This window comes from Bacillus sp. N1(2025), assembly GCF_053470005.1.
The window spans coordinates 1-25,143 of the sequence record NZ_JBLTJB010000003.1 but is presented as its reverse complement, the minus strand read 5'-3'; the positions used below and the strand labels follow the sequence as shown (position 1 = coordinate 25,143).

The window sequence follows — 25,143 nt, the reverse complement described above, 5'->3', positions numbered from 1 at the left end:
ACGAAAACCAATCGATTTTAGTATAGAAAAGGGACATAAAAAAGTCAAAAGCACTTATTACAGCAGGGCGCCGCCATTTACGTACAGAAAAAATCCTGCTGACCGTCAGATTTTCTTCTGAGTGATCAGCAGGCTGTATTTTTTTCGTTATGGGTTTGAGGCATGCCTGAAATCAAACTGATCCGGAGCCGGGCGATACGGCGTATTTCCCGTTTTGAACATCCACAGCGGTGATATTGTTTTGCCGTTGTACGGGTCCTTAACGACGGTGTACCAGTAATAAACGGAATCAGGCTGCAGGCCGTCCCAGACCCAATTTGCGGTTTTTCCGCTTTTTACGTGTTTTTTATGACCGAGCAGTTCGTTCGTATAGACGTTGCATTCAAAATAATCGGTCGCCACCCTTTTCCTCTTCGGCTGTAAATCCATTTCTGCTGAGAATTCGTCTTTATCAGCGAACAGATCGGTGTCATAGTAATTGATGTCATCCGTGTACGGCGAGTAGGAGAACATGTGAACCTGATTGGCAGCCTGATCGAATTGCATCATGCGCATAAAGCCCTGCCCCCCTTCCGGACCGTCCTGGTAGTCGGTCAGAATTTGGTGGACGAGGCGGTCCGGTTTTCCGTCCCCGTCATCGTCAAGCGCATCGGTTTTTTTCATGGCATTATGGTAATGGCCGCTTAATACCATCGCCACATTGCGATTCGGCTTGACGACTTTTCGATAGATCGTTTCCCCGATCGGGCTTCGATTCCCGCTCACAAGCAAGTACTCATGAAAGCATAAGATGGCGGTTCGGTCCGGATACCTCTTCAGCACTTGATTGATCCAGTCAATCTCTTGTTCCGTAATGCCCCAGCCCATATAAATCATAATAAAATCGTTCCCGCTTGCCGACAGCAGATCATAATGCCCGCGGTTATTTTTGTATGATCCGCCGTAATGCATGTTCTGTTCAAACCGGCGGCTCCCGAAGAAATCCCCGAAGGTTCGGTATGTGCCGTCTTTATGGCCGACGTCGTGATTGCCGGCAAGCACTCCGTACGGAATCCCCGCCTTATCAAGCGTCCGCATGGAGTGATCGGCGTTTTTCCACTGTTTCATCACCATTGAATCATCGACGATATCACCAGTATGAAAGACATATTTAATATTGTGCTTTTCCTTATTTTCTTTGATCCACTCCGTCATTTTGTCAAAAATGTGCGGGTGCCCTTGTGCGTAATACTGTGTATCCGACATCCAGACAAACGTATAATTGCCTTTCGCAGGTATTTGATCCTGCACGATGACATTCATTTTTGAGTTCTTCACCACATCCGCTGCGGAAACGGCGGCTTTTAATGTAAACGGCTTTTTATCTTTGGCAAGGACGCTGTCCGCCTCCTGCCAGCGGCTTGTCCGGTAATTCCAAATATACATGGTTACCTTTCGGCCGGGCAGAGAGCTTCCTTTCCAGACCGCCTCGGCCAGATCCGTTTCGTCGATAGACGGGTCAACGGAGACTTCGAACCGGTGATAAGGAAAACGCTCCATACTTTCCGCCGAAACGGTTTTTCCGTCATTTGCCGAGATGCGGTTCATTTCCGGCAGGGTAAACGGCATTTCATTTTCTTTTATGCCCCTCGGCGGTTCCGTTAATGAGGCGTGTTTATACACTTTCACGCTGCCCGGATTCCGCGCGGTATAACGGAAGCCCCGGTAAAATGATACATTCATGTCATCCTTCGTCGGGTCTTTTACCCGGACGGACAGCTTTGCTTTGTGGGCGCCGATTTTTTGATCAGCAAGCTCCGGCTGGTTCGGCTCCTCCCGTTTGATATGGAAGGTGCGGACGGAGGTTGTTTCATTTCCGGCAAGGTCTGCCGCAATGATAGTAAGGGTATGTTTTCCGGGCTTAAGATCGGCTGATGACGTGTGATGCGGGAGCGTAATGCTTTCTCCGTCCAAAAACGCTTTGACCTCTTCCACTTTGCTCCATTTGTCACGGATGTCCGCATTCAGCTCAACATTACCTTTCAGCGCCGCGCCTTCTTTAATATTCGGGACAATCTTCGGCCCCGTATTGTCCACCCGCACAGACTGGCTCAGCTGCTCCTCACCGTCGCTAACAAAAATGTGGTGATAGCCTTCCGAAAGCTTCGCCGTGTTCCACGGCAGCAGCCGTGACGTAAACAAATGATCCGGCAGGCTGAATGAGAAGGTCTTCTGCTGATTCGCCCGCCTGCCGTCACCGATAAACAGCTGCTCAGCCGGGTCCGTCTTCCCATCTTTGATCACCGTTCCGTCGGAAAGCACCAGACGGGCATGTTTCACGACAAAATCATCCCGATTCTCTCCCGTGTCATATGGAGAAACCTTTGAGCCCGAACGGATGGATACTTTCTGTGTTTTGCCCCCTTTTTGCAGCAGACGTTCCGGAAGGAGAACCGAGTGTGTTCTGTAGCGGTGAGACGGATCGTCAAAAATGTGCAGCACCTCGTTTTCCATCATGACGGTGTTTTGAAAATAAAGATTCGTTTTCCGGGCATCGAAGGCGAAATAGACTTCTTTTTCCAAGGCCGGCCGGGTCTCCTGCCGTTTGCCGTCAATCCACAGCTTGATCTTATCGGGGCTGACGTCGGAAGTCGCTTTGAGCAGATAGGTGCCGGATATCGTATCTTCGGGTTCAACATTCATTCTGAGTCCGTGTGATTTGCTCGTCTGTTCAATGTCAATCATCTTGACGGGCGTTTTTGCTTCATTTTCTCCATCACTGGCTGCGATATAATACTCAAGCTGATCCTGGCCGAGCAGTTCCGGGGAATAAAGAATGTGATGGTATAAGCTGTCGTTGCGGTCTTTTTCGGCCAGAATTCGTTTGAATGGTTTTTTCTCATTGGTCCGGTAATAAAACGCGGCTGTTTTGACAAGGTTTTTGTCTTTTATGTCAGCCTTTAATTCAATGCTTTCAGCGGGCCGGACGGGCTTTCTGTCTGTAAGGTCTTCGATGACCGGTTTTTCCTTGTCGGGTTTTATCACCCTTTTCTGCTGCGGGATCTGCGCCTGAAAAACAGAGCCCGGTGACGGCTTATGCTCACTCGTGGAGATCCTCAGCAATTCTCCCGTTCCGTTCAGCGGATATTTGTACAGCAAAGAAGTCAGCCGGCGGAAAGCGTGTTTCCGGTAATGCGCTGAGGCGATACCCTTTCCGGTATTTGCCGACAGCACCACCGTACGCGGGCGGCCGTTGGACATTCCGTCCGTCCCTTCGATGACGGCGAGATGTTCTCCCTCCTTCAGGCGTGTCCCGTAATAGCGATTGAAATCATCTATCGTCAGTTCTGATGCGGCGCGTCTCAGCCAAAACACGTAAGTCCCGCCTGACGGAATGACGGTATCTTCTTTCGGCCTCCATATCATATCTGATTCCGGCCCTTCCTTCGGATAGCGGTAGCGGATGTGATAGTCTTTAAAATGAATGGGTCTGTCCGTCGTGTTATACACCTCGATAAATTCATAGGCATCAGCGCCGTCTTCATTTTTCGTATCAACCGCAAGCTCCGTAATCATCAGCTCGGGAATATGATTCAAATCGGCTTGATAGCCGTCCAGCTTCAGCCGCTTTTTCTCCGATTCCGCCCGCTGTCTGCCGTTGGTGAATACGAGGTAATATTCCAATTCTCCATTCCAGATATCCCGCTTTGAAACCTGGGCCGTAAACAGCCGGATTGCGCCTGGCGCGGGCTCCATCGGCACCATTTTAAACCCCAGCTCATTGCTTTGTTTATAAAAAAGAAACGCCGAAAACGCTTGATAGTCAGCATTCCGTACATGAGCCTGTATGAACAGGTTTCTTTTCATTTCCGCCTTTACTTCGATTTGGGGAGGATTCTCCAGAAGCGGTATGTAATGAGGCGGCTGTCCGAATTCCTGCTGATTCACGGGGATTGCCGATTCTTTGCGCGCCGCATCCGCAGAAGGACTTACACAAAGCAAACCAATCAGAAAAAAGAGCGTCATCACAAGTTTCATCTCATTACCTCCCTATGCATTATGTTGCGTCAGGAGGCCGCCGCTTATGTAAACCGCACATAAAAAAGCTGCCCTCTCGGGACAGCTCGTTTTTTACCCTTTTCTAAGCGGCTCCAATATGCCTTTTTGAATCAGCAAGTGGAAAACGGACAGCACGACGGATGCCCAAATGGCGGTGCCGAACCCGTCAATCTGAAAGCTGTCTCCCATCAAGGCTGCGGTCATCATTAACGTAATGGCGTTGATGACAAACAGAAAGAGGCCGAGGGTCACAACCGTGACGGGCAATGTCAATATGACGATGATCGGTTTGATCAGCACATTTAACACAGAAAGAATCACACTGGCGATGACAGCCGCTCCGATACTGCTGATATGGACGGAATCAAAATATCCCGCGATAACGATTAATAATAACGCATTTACTAAAATGCTGACTGCCCATTTGATCATTTATTTCAAATCTCCTTCTAAAGGTACAACAAAACACCAGATAATATATACAATCGGCACGATTCCCGGCATGACAAGCGCTAATACAACGGTGATAATGCGCAAAAGCGACGCATCCATATTGATGTACTCCGCCAAACCGCCGACGACGCCGGCAATTTTACGATTTTTTTCTGAACGGTAAAGTCTTTTCATCCAATCACCTCTGAGTATGCTTGAGCTTAATGGCTCCTGTTAACGATTCTGAGAAAATCGAGAGATGCTGATCATGGCCTTGATTTGATGCCAGCATCAGTTCTTTTTGAATGGTGTCATTCTTTTCCTTTAAAATTTCCGCATCAATCAGCTCATGGCTGAGAGAGCCGAGATTGCTTTTCAGCTCCGCTTTCACCGCCGAATCATCAGGCAGAGCGATCTCCACGTTTCCGGTCGTCGTTTTCGTGTAGATGGAGCGGCAGTGCGGCGCTGTCACGGTAAGCATGATATTGCCGTTAAAGCTTTGAACGTCAATGGATTCACTCGATCCGCGCAAATCAATCAAGCCGTTGATCGTTTCCGCTTCAATCGCTCCGCATTGATGTCCGGCCAGCTTGATTTGTCCGTTAGCCGTTTCCGCCGACGCTTTATCAGCCGTCAAATGAGAAAATGACAGAACGCCGTTTGTCGTTTTCGCCGAGAATTCTTTTACATGTAAATGTTCCCCTCTGATCGGTCCGTTAAACAGCTTCACTCTTATCTTATCGTACTCTTTCTGGGGAACATAAAGCGTGACATTGGTTTTCATCGTTTTCTTTTCCGTGCGGACAAAAAACTTATTGCCCTTCACTTCACACTCAATGTGCTGAAGAAATGCGGTGCGCGCCGCCTCCTGACTGTCCGCCCGGTACACTTTCGCCTGGCACTCCGCTCTGATATCTTCATCCGCCCACGGCACGATATTGACGCTGCCGTTTGCGATCTGCATATCAATGGCCGAGAATTCACTGTCTTTAAATTGAAAAATATGCTGCACTTCGTGTGCGTGGCCGAAATTCAGATCAAGATCCGCTTCCTTCACTTTTTTGACGGCAGAATCAATCCAGTCGAACAGCTTCGCCCCGAGCGACGGCTTTTGGCTTCCTTTTGCCCCGCTTTCGAAATCTTCCGCAGGTTCCTGGACCTCCGCAGATAATGCGGTGATCTGCTCTTCTTTTTCTTTATATTCATGATCCAGTTTTTCAATGAGCGTCAGTGCTTCCTGCGCCGTCAGCATGCCGTCTTCCACAAGCTTTAAAATCCGTTCTTTCTCCTGTTTCATACAAAACTCCTCCCCCGACTTTTCTTACACCTGGCGTAACACCTTAATTCCCTGCACGATATTCCAAATGACCATTCCGATGAGGATCAGAAAATAAACAGCTGCTCCTGTTATCATAACAAAAACGGGCACCATACTCTCCCCTTGAGCCGTAATCAATCCGCCGACAACACCCGCGGTCACAATCAGCAATCCCGCAAACGGAATGATATGGGAAATCAGAGCGCGCATGGCATGCCGCTTCGTCTCTTTTTCATCGACGACAAAGTAAGCCACAATCGGAAGAATGAGCGGTGCGAGAAACACGCTGAAATAACAGATTGATGCGATAATCGCTTGATTTCGGTTCAATAAAAACACTCCCTGTGCCGTAATGTAAAAACCCTTCCTTATACATACGTATGACGAATGGGCGGGTTTCATTTTCATGCTAAGGACATGCTTCGTTATACGTAATTTTTGATTTCAGAGATTTCACTATAGAATCTTTTCCCCGAACCGATTACAATATGTAACAAAGCCTGACCGTATGCAAGGAGGACATACAAATGGAGAAAGATCCCGAAAACGCCCAAGTAACGGAAGAGAGTCTTCGAAATTTAATTCGCGAACAGAAAAGAATGAACAGCGAAATGCTGGCTGAATTGGAACAGATCAAAGCAGCCCCTCTTCCCATTTCCCATGATATCCAATATATAAAAGTGCTGCTGGACAGCAGCAGCACCCATATTCTGCAGGACTTAATGCATTTAAGCAGACAGCTTCCCCAACAGAAAAAAAGCCTGTAACAACAACAGCCCAAAACGCGATGAGTTTTGGGCTGTTTTTATTGATCTATTACGTGGCTGCCGTTTCTTTTTCGGCCAGCAATGTTTTCATTCGTTTTCTATCACGTTCCATTACCGGTTTCAGATAGCGGCCCGTATATGATTCTTTCACTTCGACAACTTCTTCAGGCGTCCCGGAGGCTACGATCATGCCGCCGCCCGCTCCGCCTTCAGGTCCCAGATCGACGATGTAGTCCGCCGTTTTAATGATATCGAGATTATGTTCAATGACCAAAACGGTATCTCCGTTATCGACGAGTCTTTGAAGCACAACCAAAAGCCTTGCGATATCATCAACGTGGAGGCCTGTCGTCGGTTCGTCCAAAATATACAGCGTCCGGCCGGTGGAACGCTTATGCAGTTCGGAAGCAAGCTTGACGCGCTGCGCTTCTCCGCCTGACAGCGTCGTCGCCGGCTGGCCGAGCGTCACATACCCGAGTCCGACATCGGCAAGCGTTTGAAGCTTGCGTTTGATTTTCGGGATATTTTCAAAGAAAGACAGAGCATCTTCCACCGTCATATCCAGAACGTCAGAAATGCTTTTTCCTTTGTATGTGACCTCCAGCGTCTCCCGGTTGTAACGTTTGCCGTGGCACACTTCACACGGAACGTACACGTCAGGAAGGAAGTGCATCTCAATTTTGATGATGCCGTCGCCGCGGCAGGCCTCACAGCGCCCGCCTTTTACATTAAAACTGAACCGGCCTTTTTTATAGCCGCGCACCTTTGCTTCATTTGTCTGCGCGAAGACATCGCGGATATCATCAAACACGCCCGTGTAAGTTGCCGGGTTTGATCTCGGTGTCCGGCCGATCGGCGCCTGGTCGATGTCGATCACCTTATCAAGGTGGTCAAGGCCTTTGATTTCTTTATGGCTTCCCGGTTTCGCTTTGGCTTTATGAAGCTTTTGCGCAAGCGCCTTATGCAGAATTTCATTCACAAGCGTGCTTTTTCCGGAACCGGACACACCTGTCACCGCCGTAAAAGTGCCGAGCGGGAATTTGGCGTTCGCTTTTTTCAGGTTGTTTTCTGAAGCGCCTTTGATTTCAATGAACCGGCCGTCAGGCTTTCTTCTCTCCGGAGGCATAGGGATGAATTGAGCCCCTGACAAATAACGTCCGGTCAGAGAGTCCGCATCATTCATCACTTCTTCAGGCGTCCCCGCCGATATGACGCGGCCGCCGTGAATGCCGGCGCCGGGACCGATATCTATCAAATAATCGGCAGCCATCATCGTATCTTCATCATGCTCCACGACAATCAGTGTGTTGCCGAGATCCCTCATGTTTTTCAGCGCGCTGATCAGACGGTCATTGTCACGCTGGTGAAGGCCGATGGACGGCTCATCAAGAATGTACAGGACGCCTGACAAACGGGAGCCGATCTGCGTCGCAAGCCTGATGCGCTGGGCTTCTCCGCCTGACAGCGTTCCCGCCGCCCGGCTCAGCGTCAGGTAATCAAGACCGACTTTATCTAAGAAGCTGAGCCGCTCCACAATCTCTCTTAAAATTAAATCGGCAATCTGCATATCTTTCTCAGACAGCGTCAGGTTTTTGAAAAATTCCAGCGCATCGCCGACGGAAAGCTCGGTAATGGTGCCGATATGGCGCCCGTTTACCAAAACGGCAAGCGCTTCTTTCTTCAGCCGGTAGCCTTTGCACGTCGGGCACGGCTTCTGTGACATGTACTGCTCCATCTGTTCACGGATATAATCGGAGCTTGTCTCCTTATACCGTCTCTCGATATTGCGCAGCACACCTTCAAATTCAATTTCATTTTCGCGCACTTGTCCGAAATCATTCTCGTATTTAAAGTAGATCCGTTCATCGCCGCTGCCGTACAGCACTTTATCAAGCTGATGCTTCGGCAGGTCTTTGACCGGAGTCTCCATATCAATGCCGTAATGGCGGCAGACCGCCTGAAGCAGCTGCGGATAATATTGTGAACTGATCGGCGTCCACGGCGCGATGGCGTGTTCTTTTAATGACAGCTCAGGATTGGGAATGACGAGCTCAGGGTCCACTTCCAGCTTCAGGCCGAGACCGTCACAAGTCGGGCAGGCGCCGAACGGGCTGTTAAACGAAAACAGCCGGGGTTCAAGCTCTCCGATAGAAAAACCGCACAGCGGACAGGCGTGATGCTCGCTGAACATCAGCTCCTCCTGACCGATGATATCTATCATGACACGGCCTTCCCCTAAGCGGAGCGCGGTTTCCAGTGAGTCGGAAAGCCGGGCGGCAACCCCTTCCTTGACGACAATCCGGTCAATGACTACTTCAATGGAATGCTTTTTGTTTTTTTCAAGTTCAATATCGTCGGAAAGCTCGGCCATTTCTCCGTCAATCCGCACCCTTACGTAACCTTGCTTTCTGATTTGGTCAAGCACTTTGACATGGGCGCCTTTTCTGCCTGAGATGATCGGCGCAAGCACTTGAAGCTTCGTCCGCTCCGGATATTCAAGAATCCGGTCAACCATCTGTTCAATCGTTTGCGACGTAATTTCAATGCCGTGCTCCGGGCAGTGCGGCTTCCCGACTCTCGCGTACAGCAGCCGGAGATAATCATAAATCTCCGTTACCGTTCCGACGGTTGACCGCGGATTGCGGCTTGTTGTTTTCTGGTCAATGCTGATCGCCGGAGAAAGCCCTTCGATCGCATCAACGTCCGGCTTATCCATCTGTCCTAAAAATTGGCGCGCATAGGCAGAAAGCGATTCAACATACCGCCTCTGTCCTTCCGCGTAAATGGTGTCAAAGGCAAGGGATGATTTTCCCGATCCGGACAGCCCCGTCACGACGACGAGCTGATCCCGCGGAATCGTTACATCAATGTTTTTTAAATTGTGCGCCCTTGCGCCTTTCACCTCGATCCGGTCAATTGCCATGTGTTCATCATCCTTCCGCTTTAAGCTCTAACAGTAAATCACGAAGCTCTGCCGCCCGCTCGAAATCAAGCGCTCTGGCCGCTTCTTTCATTTCGTGCTCCATTTGCTCAACGACTTTCTGGCGTTCTTTCTTCGTCATCTTCGCCAGTTTAGGCGCGGCTTTTGTTTTATATTCTTCTTTATCCTCAGCGGCCTGCGTCGCGCGGATCACATCGCGGATTTCCTTATTGATCGTTTGCGGCGTAATGCCGTGAATTTCGTTAAAGCGCTCCTGCTGTTCCCGGCGGCGCTTCGTTTCATTAATCGCGATTTCCATCGAATTCGTGATTTTATCGGCATACATGATGACGCGGCCTTCCGCGTTTCGTGCCGCCCGTCCGATCGTCTGAATCAGCGAACGTTCAGAACGGAGGAAGCCTTCTTTATCCGCATCGAGAATGGCGACAAGTGACACTTCCGGAATATCAAGCCCTTCCCTCAGCAGGTTGATGCCGATTAACACATCATGTTTTCCGAGGCGGAGGTCACGGATGATTTCAATCCGTTCAAGCGTCTTAATCTCGGAATGCAGATAATTGACCTTGATGCCGATTTCCTTGAGATAATCGGTCAGATCCTCTGACATTTTTTTCGTTAAAGTCGTCACGAGAACGCGTTCATTCCGTTCAATCCTCGCCTGTATCTCGCCGATCAGATCATCAATCTGTCCTTCGATCGGCCGGACGTCAATGAGGGGATCGAGGAGTCCCGTCGGTCTGATGATCTGCTCGATCATTTCCGGCGTATGCTCAATTTCATACGGTCCCGGAGTCGCCGACACGTACACGATATTGTGCATGTGTTTCTCAAATTCCTCGAATCGGAGCGGACGGTTGTCAAGCGCTGACGGCAGGCGGAACCCGTGATCGACAAGCACCTGTTTTCTCGCCTGGTCACCGTTGAACATGCCGCGCACCTGCGGAATCGTCACATGTGATTCATCAACGACAATCATAAAATCGTCCGGAAAATAATCAAGCAGCGTATACGGCGTAGAGCCCGGCGGACGGAGTGTCAAATGTCTTGAATAGTTCTCGATCCCTGAGCAAAAACCCATTTCCCGCATCATTTCAAGATCATATCTCGTCCGCTGCTCAAGCCGCTGCGCTTCAAGGAGCTTGCCGTTTTCGTGCATCACTTTCAAGCGCTCCTCAAGCTCCTGTTCAATATTCAGAATCGCTTTTTCCATCTTTTCCGCACGGGTGACGAAGTGGGAAGCCGGGAAAATCGCGACATGGTCACGGTCGCCGAGAATTTCTCCGGTCAAAGCGTCGACCTCTCTGATCCGCTCAATTTCATCTCCGAAAAATTCCACTCTGATACAATGTTCGTCACGGGAAGCCGGGAAGATTTCCACAACGTCTCCGCGCACGCGGAACGTACCGCGCTGAAAGTCGATATCATTGCGGGCATACTGGATATCCACAAGCTTTCTCAGCAGCTCGTTCCGCTCAATCTCCATTTCCGGCCTGAGCGACACAACCATTTCCCGGTATTCTTCAGGCGAACCGAGACCGTATATGCATGACACACTCGCGATAATAATGACATCTCTCCGTTCAAACAGAGAGGACGTCGCGGAGTGTCTCAGTTTATCAATTTCATCATTAATGCTTGCGTCTTTCTCTATAAAAGTATCCGTTTGAGGCACGTACGCCTCCGGCTGATAGTAATCGTAATAGCTGACAAAATATTCGACAGCATTGTTCGGGAAAAACTCCTTAAACTCGCTGTACAGCTGTCCGGCAAGGGTTTTGTTATGGGCAATGACCAGTGTCGGTTTATTCACTTCTTTAATCAGATTGGACACGGTAAAGGTTTTGCCCGTCCCTGTCGCACCCAGGAGAGTCTGGTGTTTTCTGCCTTCCTGTATGCCTTTGACAAGCTTCTCAATCGCTTGCGGCTGATCTCCCTGGGGCTGATATTTCGAGACTAACTCAAAACGATCTTTCACAAAAAAGCCTCCGTTTCTTTACGAAATCTTCCTATTGATATAGTAACACAATGACGGGCAAAATCACTAAAAATACGAACTAAAGTTCGATGGTTTGTTTTTACCAAGTCAATTTTTGTATAAAAAACCTGCTTTTATGGCGTAAAAGCAGGCATTCTATTTCATATTCACCATGTCAGGCATTGTCTTTCTTTTTGTCTGCTTCTTTTTTGGCCATGTACAGCCCTCCGGCCACCAGCGATACGACATCCAATCCAACGATAAAATACGTTTCGGTGTAACCCTTTAAATAGGATGCGAAAAGCAGTGCGGCTGTGAGAGCGATCGCCACATAGTGGTTAAACGTGACGCGCGTAAAAAGGACGACCAGCATAAAAGGGAAACATAATGCAAAAACGGCTTTTGTAATCACAAAAACCCTCCTCGGGAATTCTTCATCTCATCTGATTATAGTAAAAAATGAAGAATCGGACAATCGTTCCCCTGCTATCACAATACCCTTTTTCAGCAGTCTTCAATCATCTGTCAAAAAAATTGTGAATATAAATCCATTGAACCATTAACCAGATGAATCGAATTACCTTTCTTCAGCCGAAAGGATGAGAAGGTTTAGGTCTTTGTATCTTTGACAGTTTCTTCCTCCCTCTTTACAATGTAATGATAGTGTTTACTATCATTTTCTTGGATGAGGAAAAAAAAGGGGGTCATACCGCATGTATTCAGTGCGATTTCAAAAAGCGGAAGAATCGAGCCGCTCTGCAGGAGCAAAAGGAATGAACCTGATTAAACTGACGAAAAACGGGCTGCCCGTTCCCGGCGGTTTTATCATTCAGACGAATGCCCTGACACGTTTTATGGAAGACAACGGGCTTCAAGCAGATCAGGAACAGATGGAGCGCGCCATTATGAACGGCACGTTTTCAAAAGAGCTTCGGGAGGAACTGACCGCGTCGTTTTATGAATTGAGAGAATCATACGCCTCTGTCGCCGTACGTTCCTCCTCCGCGTCCGAAGATCTTGAAGGCGCTTCTTTCGCTGGTCAGTACGAAACCTATTTAAATATCAAAACAGAAGAAGAGTTTCTCGGAAAAGTGAAAGAATGCTGGGCTTCCTTCTTCTCGGCGCGGGTCAGCGGTTATAAAGAGAAAATGAACAATGACACCGCAGAACCGTTAATGGGCGTTGTCGTGCAAGGGCTTATCAATTCCGAGGTTTCAGGGGTCATTTTCAGCCGCAACCCCGTCACACACGATGACGGAGAACTGATGATCAGCGCGAGCTACGGTCTCGGAGAAGCAATCGTCTCCGGCAGCGTGACGCCCGACACATTTATCGTCAATAAAGACACATTTCAGATTGAAAAAGAAATCGGCTTAAAAGAAATGTATATCGTTTCTAAAGACGAAGGCGTGACGGAAAAAGAGACGACCGCTGACATGAGAAACCGCTTCTGCCTTGATGACGAGAGCGTCAAAGAGCTTGCCATGCTGACGATAAAGACGGAAGAACTGTACGGTTATCCCGTGGATCTCGAATTCGGATTTGCCGAAAATAAGCTGTATCTGCTTCAGGCCAGGCCGATTACAACGATCGTGCAGGATCAGAAGGCGGCAGACGAAGAACGGGAATTTATCATGACGCCCCGGGATCAGAAAGATTTTTGGCTCAATATGGAGGCCAATATTGAAGGCCCCGTCAGCCCGTTATTCGCCTCACTCATTGTGCCGGCTTTGGAATACGGCCTCAAAGAGAGCACGAAGGCATTCCCTGTAATGGGCATCGAAATCGAGCGTGTCAAACTTCATCAGGGCCGTGTTTTTTCCAGACAGCATAAGACGGACGACAAGCTGCCCGCAGAACAGTTAGAAGCGCTTTTCCCCGTCTTGGCTGACCGCATGTACGATATTATTCAGGAAACCTTTCTGCCTTTTTATCAAAAGCTGGACGAACTGGCGCATACAGACCATACGCCGGAGACTGCCCTTGATGCGTTCCGAAACCTGCAAGACTTCTATTTAAAAGGATACGCAGAACATTTCAATATTGTCTTTCCGCAGGTTGCGTTAAACATGATACTGGAATCCATGTACGGACAGGTTGAGAAAGAAAACACATCCCTTCTGTACGAAATGCTGGCTGGCGTCATGAATAAGTCATTGGAGACCGACAGACAGCTCTGGCTGCTGTCCGGACAAGTAAAAGACAGCCCTGAGCTGCGGCGCGTCTTTACGGTTTCTCATGCCGATGAGCTGCATCAGACGCTTCTGCAATCAAATGAGGGAAAACGCTTTCTCGAACAAGTCGGTGAATTTTTACAGGAATACGGCTGGAGATCCGTGAAAAGTCATGATCTGATTGAAGAAACTTGGGCGGAAAACCCTTATTTCGCTTTGGCCAACATTCAGAACTATGTCCGGAACGGATACGATTTTGACAGTGAGTTTCATAAAACGATAGAAAAACGAAAACAGCTCTACGCCGACTTTATGGATAGAATTGAAGATGACGGCTTCCGGGAGACGTTTGACCGCTATTATCAGTGGACATTGTCTTCATCCGTCATCAAAGATGATCACCATTTTTATATTGATGCGATGCTGGACGCCAAAGCACGCCTTTGCCTTCTGAAAATCGGCGGGCTGCTTCAAAAACAAGGCGTAATCGATGATCGGGAGGATATGTGGTACTTATACAGCGATGAAGTCGAGAAAGCGCTGGCGTCGCCGGTTCCGATGCAGGAAAAAGCCGCTGAACGAAAACAGCTCTTCCAGCAATATCAATTGCTTGAAGCCCCCGCTTATCTCGGGACTCCGACTTCGGAACAGCTGAAAACGGCTGAACAGATTACCGGCTCCATCACAGAAGATGAAAAAAACACTGAACATCAAATTTACGGACTTGCGGCGTCAAGCGGAATCGCAAGCGGCCCTGTGAAAGTCATTCGTGACGCAAGTGAATTTTCCCGTTTTTCAACAGGAGACGTGCTTGTCTGCAAAATGACGACACCGCTGTGGACCAGTCTGTTCCAGGATGCAAAGGCCGTCATTACGGACACGGGCGGCATCCTGTCACATGCGGCGATCATCGCGAGGGAATACGGGCTCCCGGCCGTTCTCGGCACACGTGCCGCGACTGACAGGCTCAACGACGGAGATATCGTCACGGTGGACGGGACAAACGGCAAGATTACGATTGTCAAACGCGCTTCATGCTAGGTTTCCCTCTTTATTGACGGGCAGGGCGGGTGTATACTTGTCCTGCCAGTATTTACGCGAGGTGAAACATGTTGAGAACGACGAACAAGAGAATTATTGACGCCGCGATGAATCTGATCATCCAAAAAGGATACCGCGCAGCGACAACAAAAGAAATCGCAGAAAAAGCAAAAGTAAGCGAAGCAACGATTTTCCGTAATTTTAAAAACAAACAAGGATTAATGAAAGCCATGATTGAACAGCAGACGCCGGTTCCGGAAAGCATGATCACCAAGGCGGAAGGCGATTTGTATGAGGATCTTCTTCATTTCGCCGCGACCCTTCTTCAGCAATTGGAACAAAAAAAAGAAGTGTTCCGCATCTGCCTGCGCGAACCGGAACTATTCGAAGACGTCCTGCAGGATATTGTCGTATATCCGCAATCCGTGAAAAAGCATTTAATCGTTTACTTTAAGGAGCTGACAAAGAAAAATATGATAAGCCCCGGCAGCGAAGAAGCTAATGCAGACGTCTTTATGACGATGATTTTCGGTTATTTTATACACCGGCTGCAGCTGGGAAAAAGAGTCATTACTCTCTCTGAGGAAACGATGCTGAAACACAGCACTGAGATTTTCATGAAAGGCATTACCGGCCGGTCATTTTCCGGCTCCAAGGAGGATGAAGGATGGGTTCAAAGAAAGAATGGGCGCTGATCGTTTCGCTTTTGCTGGGAGCCATACTCGTTCCCATCAATTCTACGATGATCGCAGTCGCCCTTTCATCCATTTCCCGCTCATTCAGCGAATCAATTGCCAGCATCACATGGGTAGTGACCGTGTATTTAATCGTGATGGCCGTGACACAGCCCATTGCCGGCAAACTCGGTGATATGTACGGAAACAAAAAAATGTATTTATGGGGCGTCGGCCTTTTTCTCATCGCATCATTGGGGTGCGCCCTCTCGCCAAGTCTTTTCTTATTGATTTTCTTCCGGGCGCTTCAGGCTGCCGGCGGCGCTTTGCTTACGCCAAACAGCATCGCCATCATCCGCCATGTCGTGTCTGAAAAACGGCTTCCGAAAGTATTCGGCTTTTTCGGCCTCGGTGCCGGGCTTGGTGCGGCTCTCGGTCCGTTTATCGGCTCTCTTTTAATTGAGAGCTTCAGCTGGCATTCGATCTTTTGGGTCAACATTCCGTTTCTTGCAATCGCACTTGTGACGGCATTAGTGATGTTTCCTAAATATAAAGAAGAAACGTCTGACGCTCCGCTTGATATCATCGGGTCCGTTTTGCTTGCCGGAAGCATAGTATCTATTATTCTTCTGACGAAAAATGAAAGCTCTTTGGGCTATTGGGTGTACGCACTGCTCATTCTCGTATTTGTTCCGCTATTTTTCAGGCGGGAGCTGCGCACGAAACATCCGATTATTGATTTTGACCTGTTTAAAAACACGACCTTTACGAGCGCCAATCTGTCGGTTCTGTTAAGCAATTTAATGATGTACGCCGTGTTATTGATTATGCCGCTCTTTATGACCGGCCACTTCAGCATGAATACATCGCACAGCGGCATGGCGCTGTCAGTCTTTTCTGTTTTCATGTCCGCCAGCAACTGGGGCGGAGCTCAGCTGCATCAGAAATGGGGCGCGCGAAGAATGATTTTTCTGTCCTTCGGGCTGATGGCTGTAGCCAATCTCTTATTTCTGCTTTTGGTTTATTCCCATTCCGTTCCGTTTCTTATGGCATCGCTTATTGTCGGAGGCATCGCGTCAGGTGCGGGGCTGACGAGCATGCAGGTATCTTCTCTTGCGACGGTAGAACCGGGCATGTCCGGCATCGCATCCGGGATTTTCTCCACCTTCCGTTATTTCGGAAGCATTATTTCTTCAGCGCTGATCGGTTTAATCTCCGGGTTTCATATTCTGTTTATCATATTGATCGGAGTTTCTGTGATCGGCTTGTTCGTATCACTTGGTATCAAGTCCAGGGAAACCGTTCAGACGAAAAAAAGCCATTCGGCATAACGAAAAAGGTTCCGTAAGCATCTGCTTTCCGGAACCTTTTCTAGTTTTAGAATCTTTTTATTTACAAGAGAAAAGGGGAATGTAAATGGCTGAGAGTTCCGATCAAGTTCGGCGCTGACATCGTAATCCGGCCGTGAAAAAAGCCCGGCCGCCGTGTTGTTAGCGGCACCGGGCTTAAAACTGAAAGCTTATTATTTCCAATGTTTTTTCTTAATTTTTTTCATAATTCTCCTTACTAAAACCTACCTAAAACAATTATTGAATATTACTTTTATAATTAAGCAAAATTAAGTAACAATCATTGAAGGATTCTCAGACTGATAAAATTTATTTTAAATATAATATTTCAAAACACATTCAAACTGTACAAAGAAAAGAAAGTCTAAACCAAAATCTTTTTAGATTTATATAATAACACGTCTGTCGATTATCTAAATTCTACCAAAAAATGAATGCGAAAGAGAGATTCCTCTTGTACAATGTAAGTTACCACACCAACATTGACGAAACGAGGAATCTCTCATGAACAAGAATAAGTCTCTGTATCTTTAACAATAGTATTTACAATATCATTAGGATACCGATTCAAAAAAAAATGTTCTCCTTTAAACTTATGAAATTTCACATTCCCTTCAACAACTTCACTCCATTTATGCATTTCATTGATATGAGTCGAAAAATCGCTATCCGCATAAAAAACGCTTACTCCACAACTTATTTTTTCTGCTTTGGGCTGAAACTTATAATTGTCCAAAATTATAAAATCTGCTCGCAAAATCGGAAGAAACATATCCATAATCTCTTTTGTATAAAACTCCTCTGGTATTCCCCCATATTGTTCCACCTTTGTCAAGAAAGTTTCATTAGTCATATTTTCAATGTCTTCTCTCTTTTCAAAAATATGTGGAGCATCTCGCCCAGAAAAAAACAGATGCCTTGGTTCCTTAGTTCCCATTTGCTTAAGTTTATAATATATCTCATAAGTCAATAAGGCTCCCATGCTGTGTCCAAATATAACATATTCATCGTCATATTCTAATTGTTCACTTATTCTTTTGGCGATATCTTCACTTGCTTCACCAACAGACTGGTAACAAGGCTCTGTGAATCGAGTTCCTCTTCCAGCCAATTCACATATACACAATTCATATCTATCCGGCAGTAGTTTTTTCCATTCATAATATGCATTTACCGACGCTCCAGCATATGGAATAGGAAATACTTTTATTTTATTTATTTCACTCACTCCTATGTTCAACTTGAGCCCACTATCATTACTATATAAACCTATAAGTATTCAAGATACATTTAATTGTACTTCTCTATCTCTCGCTGCTCTGCCAGCAATAAATTCACCATATCACTATAGCTATTCAAACCGTCTGTCTGATTATTTGCCTTCAGATATACGTCATTTACATTTCTTGAAATACTTGAAATAACACCCTCATACTTATCCCGGTACTGCTCATTTTGTTCTATATCATGCCGCACCGCTTTGGACAGACTGGACATTATATCAGACGCCTTATCTGGATCCACTTTCTTTAGCTCAGATATAGAATAATCAAATGCCAGAAATAAACCACTGTATAGTATCATTGGATCATCCTGCTGCTTACATGCCAGATAAGCTATAAAATTAGCCTCATCCTCATGCATGAAACCACTCTGATGTGCCAATTCATGCGCCATAGTAGCAGGCACCAAAAAAACTGGCACATTAACATTGATATTGGATTCATAAGTAAAAGGGACAAAAATACCATGTATCCCTGCATGCGACATTAGTTTTGACATCACCACTGGTTTTGGTGTTGAATATGAATGCTCCAAAACAGGATATTTCTTTGATAACATTTGCATCGAGAACACTGCGTGTTGTGCATAATAATCAAAAACCTCTGGTACATGAGCCAAAAGATCAGTATCCGCTAACTTTTCCCTTGCCAATTCCATTTCAACGGCAAGCGACTTACTCAATTTGACCAGTTCCTCCTTGCTGTAGTTCTCTTCTTTATATTCGGTATAAGACAAAAAAGAATATCTGTAATAGTTTATTCCACCCAAAATAGTATAACAAAAATATATCACGCTACAGATCGTAACGATTCCTAGAGCACCACGATAAACTACCATCTTACGTGCACCTTTACTCATGATGACCTTGCGCACATAATAAACGATATAAAATAGAAATAGTAACACAACCAACACGACGAGCCATTCACTAACAGAAAACTTGACCCAAGAAGGTACAAATCCTACTGTTTTTGACAATAACGGATATACAGACCTACTGTATTTTTCCGCCCAATCCTGATGGTTCTGCGCGTATTTTGTCAGTATGTAAGCTATAACTCCAAGTGAAATCAACGGTAATCTCTTAAGTAAAAGCTTTTTTATAATGTACTCCCCCCTATCCAATAAATATCAGATGTACGCCATGTAACCTAGTCATATCATTTCTTTATTTCAACATACTTTTCCTCATAAAAATCATGCTTATTAGAAAAAACATATTGATTCATAAAATCTATAGGAAGCACTTCATAAGCCCAGTAGGTACCATTAGGTCTATTACTCGAAACAGCTTGTCGGGCGATTTCGGCAGCCACTGTACCCGTTAACTCTGAACTCGTTTCCATTTGTAAATTCAATCTGCACCTAACATTCTTTCCATCTTTCACTCCTGTAGCATCAATGACTAAAGCTATCCATTCCTCTTTAGGTTGCTCCTCTAAGCTAATGTCTAGTTTTTTCATTGCTTCTTCAACCGAAGACTCAAGTTGCATTTGATAAAATTGCATTGCCAAACGGAAAATATAATCATTTGCCGCTATATTGTACCAGTGAAGTTCTTGTACCGAACTAACTTCCAGAATATCAATGATCTCTTGACTTAAATACGGTTTCTTATAGACAGGAACATCCACTTCAGGTACAAATTCTTTCTGCATCATATTTATATTTTCCGTTTTAACACAATGATCACTCCAATAAGAGTCTGTTTTTCCAATTACACTATGGCCACTCATTAATATATCTGAGATAGAAGTTTTCGTATAATGTTCCGCACCACCAATATAACAATTCACATGCTTAGTTTCGTCTAATAAATGATTTATCACTCGTTTTAATAGCAGACCTGTAATTCCAGGACAAAAACCAGCTCCTATGTAATTTACACCGTTAGCTTTAAGCTCTAGCTTTTGCTCCTGATTCAATAATAAAGCATTGGAAGCATCAACATATTTTGCTCCTACTTTCATGGCTGCCTGAGCAACTCTATCTTTAATTACAAATTCAGGCCCTGCACAATTAATGACAACCGTACAATCAGTACAGAACGCAATCAAGTTCTCCCAGTCAGAAACATCCAGGAATTGGTAGTTAAAATTATTAAGGTTCATTAATGCTGTAGGTTCACGCCGCTGTCCGCCCTTAACTATAAAGTCTTTACATAAGTTCTTACAGATGACTTCACCGATCATTCCGCCACACCCAACAACTGCGATTTGCTCCATCCGTACGACACCCCTTTCATCTTATACAAGCATCAAAACTGTCCAAAACAACCATTGAGATTTAAAATACAAGACTAGTTATACCTTCTCTATTAAAAGATCATTATTATGTCTACTCAACATACTCAATGCATAAAATCTTTGTTTGGCTTCCATTAATTTATGATACGTGCCGTGTTCTTCAATTTTCCCATTATTCAATAAGACAATTTCATCATATCCACTAAGAATTGATTCATCCAGCCTATGAGTAATGGAAATTCTCGTAATGCCCTGCATTTCACTTAACATACACTCAAGGTCACTAGCTGTTTGATTGTCCAACGCTGAAGTCGCCTCGTCCATAAGAAATATAGGTGATTTTCTCAGGAGTGCTCTTGCTATAGAAATTCTCTGTTTTTCCCCACCTGAAAAATGGATTCCATTTTCTCCACATAATACATCAAAGCCGCCTCTGTCATGAATCAATTTCTGTAACATACTCTTCTTTATGACTTGCTCAAACTCATCTGTGTCACATTCACGAAACAATTTAATATTTTGTTCAATCGTATCATCAAAGATAAAACAGTCCTGATGAATAAAACTAACATTTTGGAAAATGGACTGATCACTTATTTTCTCAAGATCAACCCCGTCATACCTGATATTTCCTTCATACCCATCATAAAACCCAGTCAACATCTTTAATAAGGTTGTCTTTCCACTCCCACTTGTTCCTACAATGGCATAAGACTTTCCATATTCAAATTCAAAATTAATATCATCTAAAATTTTTTTCCCATCTACGCTTAACGAAAGCCCATTTAGAGAAATTTTATTACTGAATTTAGGGATATCAATTCTTTGAGTTTGATCCGTTTTTGCCTCTCCAATTTTATTGAAATTCATTAATAAAGCCCGACTGGCCTGCCTTTTGGTAAAACCGGTTATGAGTCTATTAATGGGAACTGTTACGCAATTTAACAATTGAATAAAAGCCATAATCTCTCCTACTGTAATTTCTCCTTTCATTAGCTGCTGAGTACCCACAATAAATATGACTACAGCAACAAGAAAAGTTGAAATATCAGTAAGTGACATAATGAGTGACAACAGATTTTCGTATACCATTTTTGCTTTTTCCTGCTTGTTCGCCTTTGCCTTTGCCCTTTCAAAAATCTCCTTTTCGATGTTAAAGCTCTTAACAACCTGATTTCCAGACAATATATCTTTAATGAAAGATACATAATTTTTATTTTGCTCAGCCACTTCACCTTGTGCTTTTTGCATACGATTATTAAATATACTCGAAACTGCAAGTGGAATGATACAAGTGAGTAATATACTCAATGCAAGGAATGAATTAATGATAAACATCGCAAGCACTCCGCCTACAAGCATAGCTAGCTGAACAAATATTTCCACGGTCCCTTTTATATAATCGTTTTGAATTATCGTTATATCATTTGACAATCGTGATATGTAGGTTCCATTACTCTCCTTGTTGAAACTTCTCATATCTAACCGCAAAATATTTTCAACAAGGGTATTTTTCAGGTTTAACGTTGCCCTTTTTGTATATAAATTTTTAACAGCATACCCCACATACATTCCCACTGCACCTAAAGGCAATAAAATAACGGAAACAGTAGTCACCTTAAAGATATTGTCAATATCTTTATTAATAGAATAATCAATAAACTTTTGTAGTATAATTGCCAATGCAATAAACAGAATAGATGTCATGATACCAAGTAAGCAGGACAAAATAAATAAGCCTATATTCTTTTTGTATATGCTTTTTGAAATTTTTTCATTCATACTATAAGCCCCCCTTCTTGTTTCTAATTTCATTTAGAGCATGTCTAATTTACACTCCAATTGTTTATTGCTAGATCATGTGCATATTTCAGATATGTTGGGTGGGACCGCGAGCATATGCACATGATCCGGCATCATATGTCTTTTTATGACCCCTCCACCCGCATAGCGGGTGGTTTTACGGGTAAGATCCAACATTAAATATTCTTCATGACATCATTAAGGAGCTCTTCTTCAATTGTAATGCCTGTAATGCGAGCAATTAGAGTACTATTTTGAATGTAAAAGTGCATGCTAACTCCAAAATCTTCAGACTCTATAATCTGTGTTTGTAAAAACATCTTCTCAAGTGATATGTCATCTCTACTTGCAAACTTATCAAGGACTCCCTGATAATTAATGATTGGAATGCGATGGGACATTTCATTAAAACCGTACTTTTGTGCTATAAGAAACAACTTTTCTGTAATTGCAGATTGATTAATACTCGATTTTTCTGATGTTGATAAAAGCTGTTTTTGCGTTTTACTTTTCCTATCATAAATTGAATAATCTAAATTTAAAGTTAGCCCCAACATTTCCTTATTGAATTCATCTCTGTTATGTGTCAAAACAGAAACAGGGATGTTATTTAATTCTTCAGGTAAGTCACTATACATAAGCCTTGATATAAATTCTACTGCTGTATTAATGGGTTGTTCGCTAAATTTCTGATATTGTAACTCATTTAGTTTTACATGAATTTCTGTAGACCTCTTAGTGTCTCGTCGAGAGACCAAATCAGCTGATTGTTTAGCAGCTTCAATATACTCTTCCATGTTAGACTCTTGAGCATCAGGAATTTCCAGTTCGTCAACTTTCTTTTTAATCATTTTGCAATATTCTATGAAAGAATAGTTATAGGGAGTGGTAAGTCTGTTGTTCAAAGTTTCATGAAGCATAACCTTAAACAAATCTTGTGAGACTCCATCCCATATTAAATGATGAATTGCACTAAGTACTAAGCAATGGTCTGCATCTATTTCTACGATTAAAAATCTAGATAACAGCTTATCATCAGTTAGAAAACTCATTTCATTCACAATTTCTTTAAATTGTTCTGCAGATAATTCTAAGGTTCCTTTCACTACTGGAATTTCCCACTCATCTGAATAATCGTATTCTTCTAAATAGGTCATTTTTTGATTTAATTTCGTTCTTAATGCCCCATGCCTGGAAATTATTCCTCTGAGTGATAAAGAAGCGTTCTCTGCCGTTCCTTCTATTGTTATGATTTCAGTAATAATTTCTGTATCCGGTCGCAAGAAGTCCTCATGTCCTGTCAATACAGGACATTCTAAAGTAGAACGTGTTTTAATATGGTTATCTCCATAATAATTCAACTGTTTTTGTATCATGCACTTTAGATCGCCATCACGGTTATCACCAATTAATGTTTCATCTAATGGCATTTTTACTGTTCCTTTTCTGGTTAAACACGTTTCGACAACATCCTTAATTGCTCTTTCATATGCCAATACCAATGTTTGAGCATCCTCGTCAGTATACAATCCAGTATCATATATGATGTCAAATTCAAGTTGCCCATTTAAAACAGCCCCATTTAGAGACAATCCCATTCCTGATGAATTTTTTTCTGACATACTTCTTCCTAATGGCATTCCCGACATGGATATTCCTTCAATTCTGTCTATCTCGTTATCCAATTCTCCAAGATAATTGAATGTTATTGCTGCGCTCATCTCAAGTCCGCTATGCTCACCAAGATATCTCAAAACTCCATATCCAATTCCATGATTAGGGACCTGTTTCAATGTTTGTTTTGTCTCCAAAATGCTTTCTTCAACAGTATCTTTTGTCTCCAAAATAATAGGATATACACTTGTAAACCAACCAACTGTACGATCGATGGCGATCTCTCTATCTATTGTCTCTCTCCCGTGACCTTCCATTTCTATGGTTAGGTACTTAGAGTTTCTCCATTCTTTTACTGCAATGGTCAGCGATGCCAGTAACAAGTCGTTTATTTCTGTTTTATATGTCTTTCCAGCTTCGAGCAACAGCTTTTTCGTCGTTTCAGAGTCCACTTTCACTACTTTATTTTTATATTGACCACTTGCTGTTTGTGTACTCTTGAATGTCTCAGTACTATTTGATTTATCCGATATATTTTTCCAGTATGCTATTTCATCTGAAAGCACTTCACTCTTAGCATATTGTGTTAAAGCATTCGCCCATTCCTTGTACGAAGCCGTTTTCATTGGCAGCGTGATTTTACCTGTCTCTTGTATTTGTCGATATCCACTAAATAAATCCTCCAGCAGAATTCTCCATGATACACCGTCTATGACCAGATGATGTACACAAATTAGTAAATGATCTCCACTGTCTGAATGGAACAGCCCTACTTTTACTAAAGGCCCGGTGGCTAGGTCTATGCTTGCCTGTAATTTATCGCTGGCATACTCTATCTCTTTCGATACATCTTGCACTTTTGTATAATCTTTTTCATACCAATCATATAGCTTGCTTTCCTCTGTAGACAGCGTGATTTGACGTTGTCCGTCATATACATTTCTTAAAGCGTCATGATGTTTAATGATTTCAGTAATTGCTGTCTTTAAACTAGGTATGTCAAATGGCTCATCACTTCTTAACATTAAGGCCTGATTATAATGATTAGGTACGACGTGATTCTTATTGAAAAATTCTAGTTGTATAGGGGTTAATGGACTTTCCCCATTGATTTCTCCCTGTTCGTATACTTGATTTACTTCTCCCATTTGAATATTTTCCCCAATCTTTCTTGGGGTCTGCTGATACATTAATGCGGCGAAAGAAAGCTTATAACCTTTTTCCCGTAACTTCGAAACGGCCTTAATCGCTTTAATAGAATCTCCGCCAAGTTCAAAGAAACTGTCTTCTATTCCGACTGGAGATATTCCTAAGATTTCTTCAAATATGTCCGTAATGACTTTCTCTGTTTTAGTTCTTGGTGGCATATATTCCTGTCCTGCTAATGCATTTAGTTCTGGCAGTGCTTTTGCATCCAGCTTCCCATTTGGAGTCAGTGGCAAGGCATCAATCTGCATCATAAAGCCAGGTAACATATACTCAGGCAG

Annotated in this window: 17 protein-coding genes; 4 read left to right on the top strand and 13 right to left on the bottom strand. The window is 44.3% G+C overall.

Annotated elements, in window-relative coordinates; all coding sequences use genetic code 11:
- Positions 1 to 147: 147 nt before the first annotated feature.
- The 5 genes from ACNFN4_RS07840 to ACNFN4_RS07820 form a co-directional block, all read right to left on the bottom strand.
- Positions 148 to 4,017 (bottom strand): metallophosphoesterase, encoded by a 3,870-nt coding sequence (locus tag ACNFN4_RS07840; protein ID WP_022553855.1) that lies wholly within the window; start codon positions 4,015 to 4,017, stop codon positions 148 to 150.
- Positions 4,018 to 4,110: 93 nt separating this feature from the next.
- Positions 4,111 to 4,470, bottom strand: coding sequence for a phage holin family protein (locus ACNFN4_RS07835; RefSeq protein ID WP_014418984.1), 360 nt, complete (start codon positions 4,468 to 4,470; stop codon positions 4,111 to 4,113).
- Complete coding sequence (locus ACNFN4_RS07830; RefSeq protein ID WP_014418985.1) at positions 4,471 to 4,665, bottom strand: PspC domain-containing protein; 195 nt, start codon at positions 4,663 to 4,665, stop codon at positions 4,471 to 4,473.
- A 4-nt stretch (positions 4,666 to 4,669) separates the two neighbouring features.
- Complete coding sequence (locus tag ACNFN4_RS07825) at positions 4,670 to 5,767, bottom strand: DUF4097 family beta strand repeat-containing protein (RefSeq protein ID WP_007407448.1); 1,098 nt, start codon at positions 5,765 to 5,767, stop codon at positions 4,670 to 4,672.
- A gap of 24 nt (positions 5,768 to 5,791) precedes the next feature.
- The gene (locus ACNFN4_RS07820; protein ID WP_003151444.1) at positions 5,792 to 6,118 is read right to left on the bottom strand and encodes a hypothetical protein; all 327 of its coding nucleotides are present in this window, start codon (positions 6,116 to 6,118) and stop codon (positions 5,792 to 5,794) included.
- Positions 6,119 to 6,315: 197 nt separating this feature from the next.
- On the opposite strand from ACNFN4_RS07820, the gene ACNFN4_RS07815 reads away from it, so the two are divergent.
- Positions 6,316 to 6,555, top strand: coding sequence for a hypothetical protein (locus tag ACNFN4_RS07815; RefSeq protein ID WP_003151443.1), 240 nt, complete (start codon positions 6,316 to 6,318; stop codon positions 6,553 to 6,555).
- Positions 6,556 to 6,604: 49 nt separating this feature from the next.
- Here the strand turns inward: ACNFN4_RS07815 and uvrA are convergent, their stop codons facing one another.
- The 3 genes from uvrA to ACNFN4_RS07800 all read right to left on the bottom strand — a co-directional run bounded on the left by uvrA (position 6,605) and on the right by ACNFN4_RS07800 (position 11,883).
- Positions 6,605 to 9,478: an excinuclease ABC subunit UvrA gene (gene uvrA / locus ACNFN4_RS07810; RefSeq protein WP_021495269.1), complete on the bottom strand. Its 2,874-nt coding sequence runs from the start codon at positions 9,476 to 9,478 to the stop codon at positions 6,605 to 6,607.
- Between the two features lie 7 nt (positions 9,479 to 9,485).
- The gene (gene uvrB / locus ACNFN4_RS07805; protein ID WP_003151439.1) at positions 9,486 to 11,471 is read right to left on the bottom strand and encodes an excinuclease ABC subunit UvrB; all 1,986 of its coding nucleotides are present in this window, start codon (positions 11,469 to 11,471) and stop codon (positions 9,486 to 9,488) included.
- A 175-nt stretch (positions 11,472 to 11,646) separates the two neighbouring features.
- Positions 11,647 to 11,883 (bottom strand): CsbA family protein, encoded by a 237-nt coding sequence (locus ACNFN4_RS07800; RefSeq protein WP_003151438.1) that lies wholly within the window; start codon positions 11,881 to 11,883, stop codon positions 11,647 to 11,649.
- Between the two features lie 301 nt (positions 11,884 to 12,184).
- Here ACNFN4_RS07800 and ACNFN4_RS07795 point away from each other — a divergent pair, with 301 nt between their 5' ends.
- The 3 genes from ACNFN4_RS07795 to ACNFN4_RS07785 all read left to right on the top strand — a co-directional run bounded on the left by ACNFN4_RS07795 (position 12,185) and on the right by ACNFN4_RS07785 (position 16,691).
- A complete protein-coding gene (locus tag ACNFN4_RS07795; protein WP_448200105.1) occupies positions 12,185 to 14,686 on the top strand; it encodes a PEP/pyruvate-binding domain-containing protein in 2,502 nt (833 codons plus the stop codon).
- 71 nt (positions 14,687 to 14,757) lie between these two features.
- Positions 14,758 to 15,381, top strand: coding sequence for a TetR/AcrR family transcriptional regulator (locus ACNFN4_RS07790; RefSeq protein ID WP_015240677.1), 624 nt, complete (start codon positions 14,758 to 14,760; stop codon positions 15,379 to 15,381).
- Positions 15,354 to 16,691 (top strand): MFS transporter, encoded by a 1,338-nt coding sequence (locus tag ACNFN4_RS07785; RefSeq protein ID WP_017418828.1) that lies wholly within the window; start codon positions 15,354 to 15,356, stop codon positions 16,689 to 16,691. The genes ACNFN4_RS07790 and ACNFN4_RS07785 overlap by 28 nt, the downstream gene beginning before the upstream one ends.
- 520 nt (positions 16,692 to 17,211) lie before the next feature.
- On the opposite strand, the gene ACNFN4_RS07780 is transcribed toward ACNFN4_RS07785, so the two are convergent.
- The 5 genes from ACNFN4_RS07780 to ACNFN4_RS07760 form a co-directional block, all read right to left on the bottom strand.
- Entirely contained in the window at positions 17,212 to 17,949 is a 738-nt protein-coding gene (locus ACNFN4_RS07780) for a thioesterase II family protein (protein ID WP_014418991.1), read from the bottom strand.
- Between the two features lie 50 nt (positions 17,950 to 17,999).
- Positions 18,000 to 19,067: a DUF3810 domain-containing protein gene (locus ACNFN4_RS07775; RefSeq protein WP_448200104.1), complete on the bottom strand. Its 1,068-nt coding sequence runs from the start codon at positions 19,065 to 19,067 to the stop codon at positions 18,000 to 18,002.
- A gap of 86 nt (positions 19,068 to 19,153) precedes the next feature.
- Positions 19,154 to 20,218, bottom strand: coding sequence for a saccharopine dehydrogenase NADP-binding domain-containing protein (locus tag ACNFN4_RS07770; RefSeq protein WP_014418993.1), 1,065 nt, complete (start codon positions 20,216 to 20,218; stop codon positions 19,154 to 19,156).
- A 78-nt stretch (positions 20,219 to 20,296) separates the two neighbouring features.
- Positions 20,297 to 22,021 (bottom strand): ABC transporter ATP-binding protein, encoded by a 1,725-nt coding sequence (locus ACNFN4_RS07765; protein WP_448200103.1) that lies wholly within the window; start codon positions 22,019 to 22,021, stop codon positions 20,297 to 20,299.
- A 197-nt stretch (positions 22,022 to 22,218) separates the two neighbouring features.
- Positions 22,219 to 25,143: condensation domain-containing protein (locus tag ACNFN4_RS07760; protein WP_263908389.1), on the bottom strand; the 2,925-nt coding region annotated here is incomplete at its 5' end.

Bases quoted from the DNA above. Each gene is read 5' to 3' on its own strand.
- ACNFN4_RS07770 (WP_014418993.1), bottom strand. From the start codon at position 20,218: ATGGAGCAAATCGCAGTTGTTGGGTGTGGCGGAATGATCGGTGAAGTC.
- ACNFN4_RS07765 (WP_448200103.1), bottom strand. From the start codon at position 22,021: ATGAATGAAAAAATTTCAAAAAGCATATACAAAAAGAATATAGGCTTA.
- ACNFN4_RS07840 (WP_022553855.1), bottom strand. From the start codon at position 4,017: ATGAAACTTGTGATGACGCTCTTTTTTCTGATTGGTTTGCTTTGTGTA.
- ACNFN4_RS07835 (WP_014418984.1), bottom strand. From the start codon at position 4,470: ATGATCAAATGGGCAGTCAGCATTTTAGTAAATGCGTTATTATTAATC.
- ACNFN4_RS07795 (WP_448200105.1), top strand. From the start codon at position 12,185: ATGTATTCAGTGCGATTTCAAAAAGCGGAAGAATCGAGCCGCTCTGCA.
- ACNFN4_RS07785 (WP_017418828.1), top strand. From the start codon at position 15,354: ATGGGTTCAAAGAAAGAATGGGCGCTGATCGTTTCGCTTTTGCTGGGA.
- ACNFN4_RS07825 (WP_007407448.1), bottom strand. From the start codon at position 5,767: ATGAAACAGGAGAAAGAACGGATTTTAAAGCTTGTGGAAGACGGCATG.
- uvrA (WP_021495269.1), bottom strand. From the start codon at position 9,478: ATGGCAATTGACCGGATCGAGGTGAAAGGCGCAAGGGCGCACAATTTA.
- ACNFN4_RS07830 (WP_014418985.1), bottom strand. From the start codon at position 4,665: ATGAAAAGACTTTACCGTTCAGAAAAAAATCGTAAAATTGCCGGCGTC.
- ACNFN4_RS07815 (WP_003151443.1), top strand. From the start codon at position 6,316: ATGGAGAAAGATCCCGAAAACGCCCAAGTAACGGAAGAGAGTCTTCGA.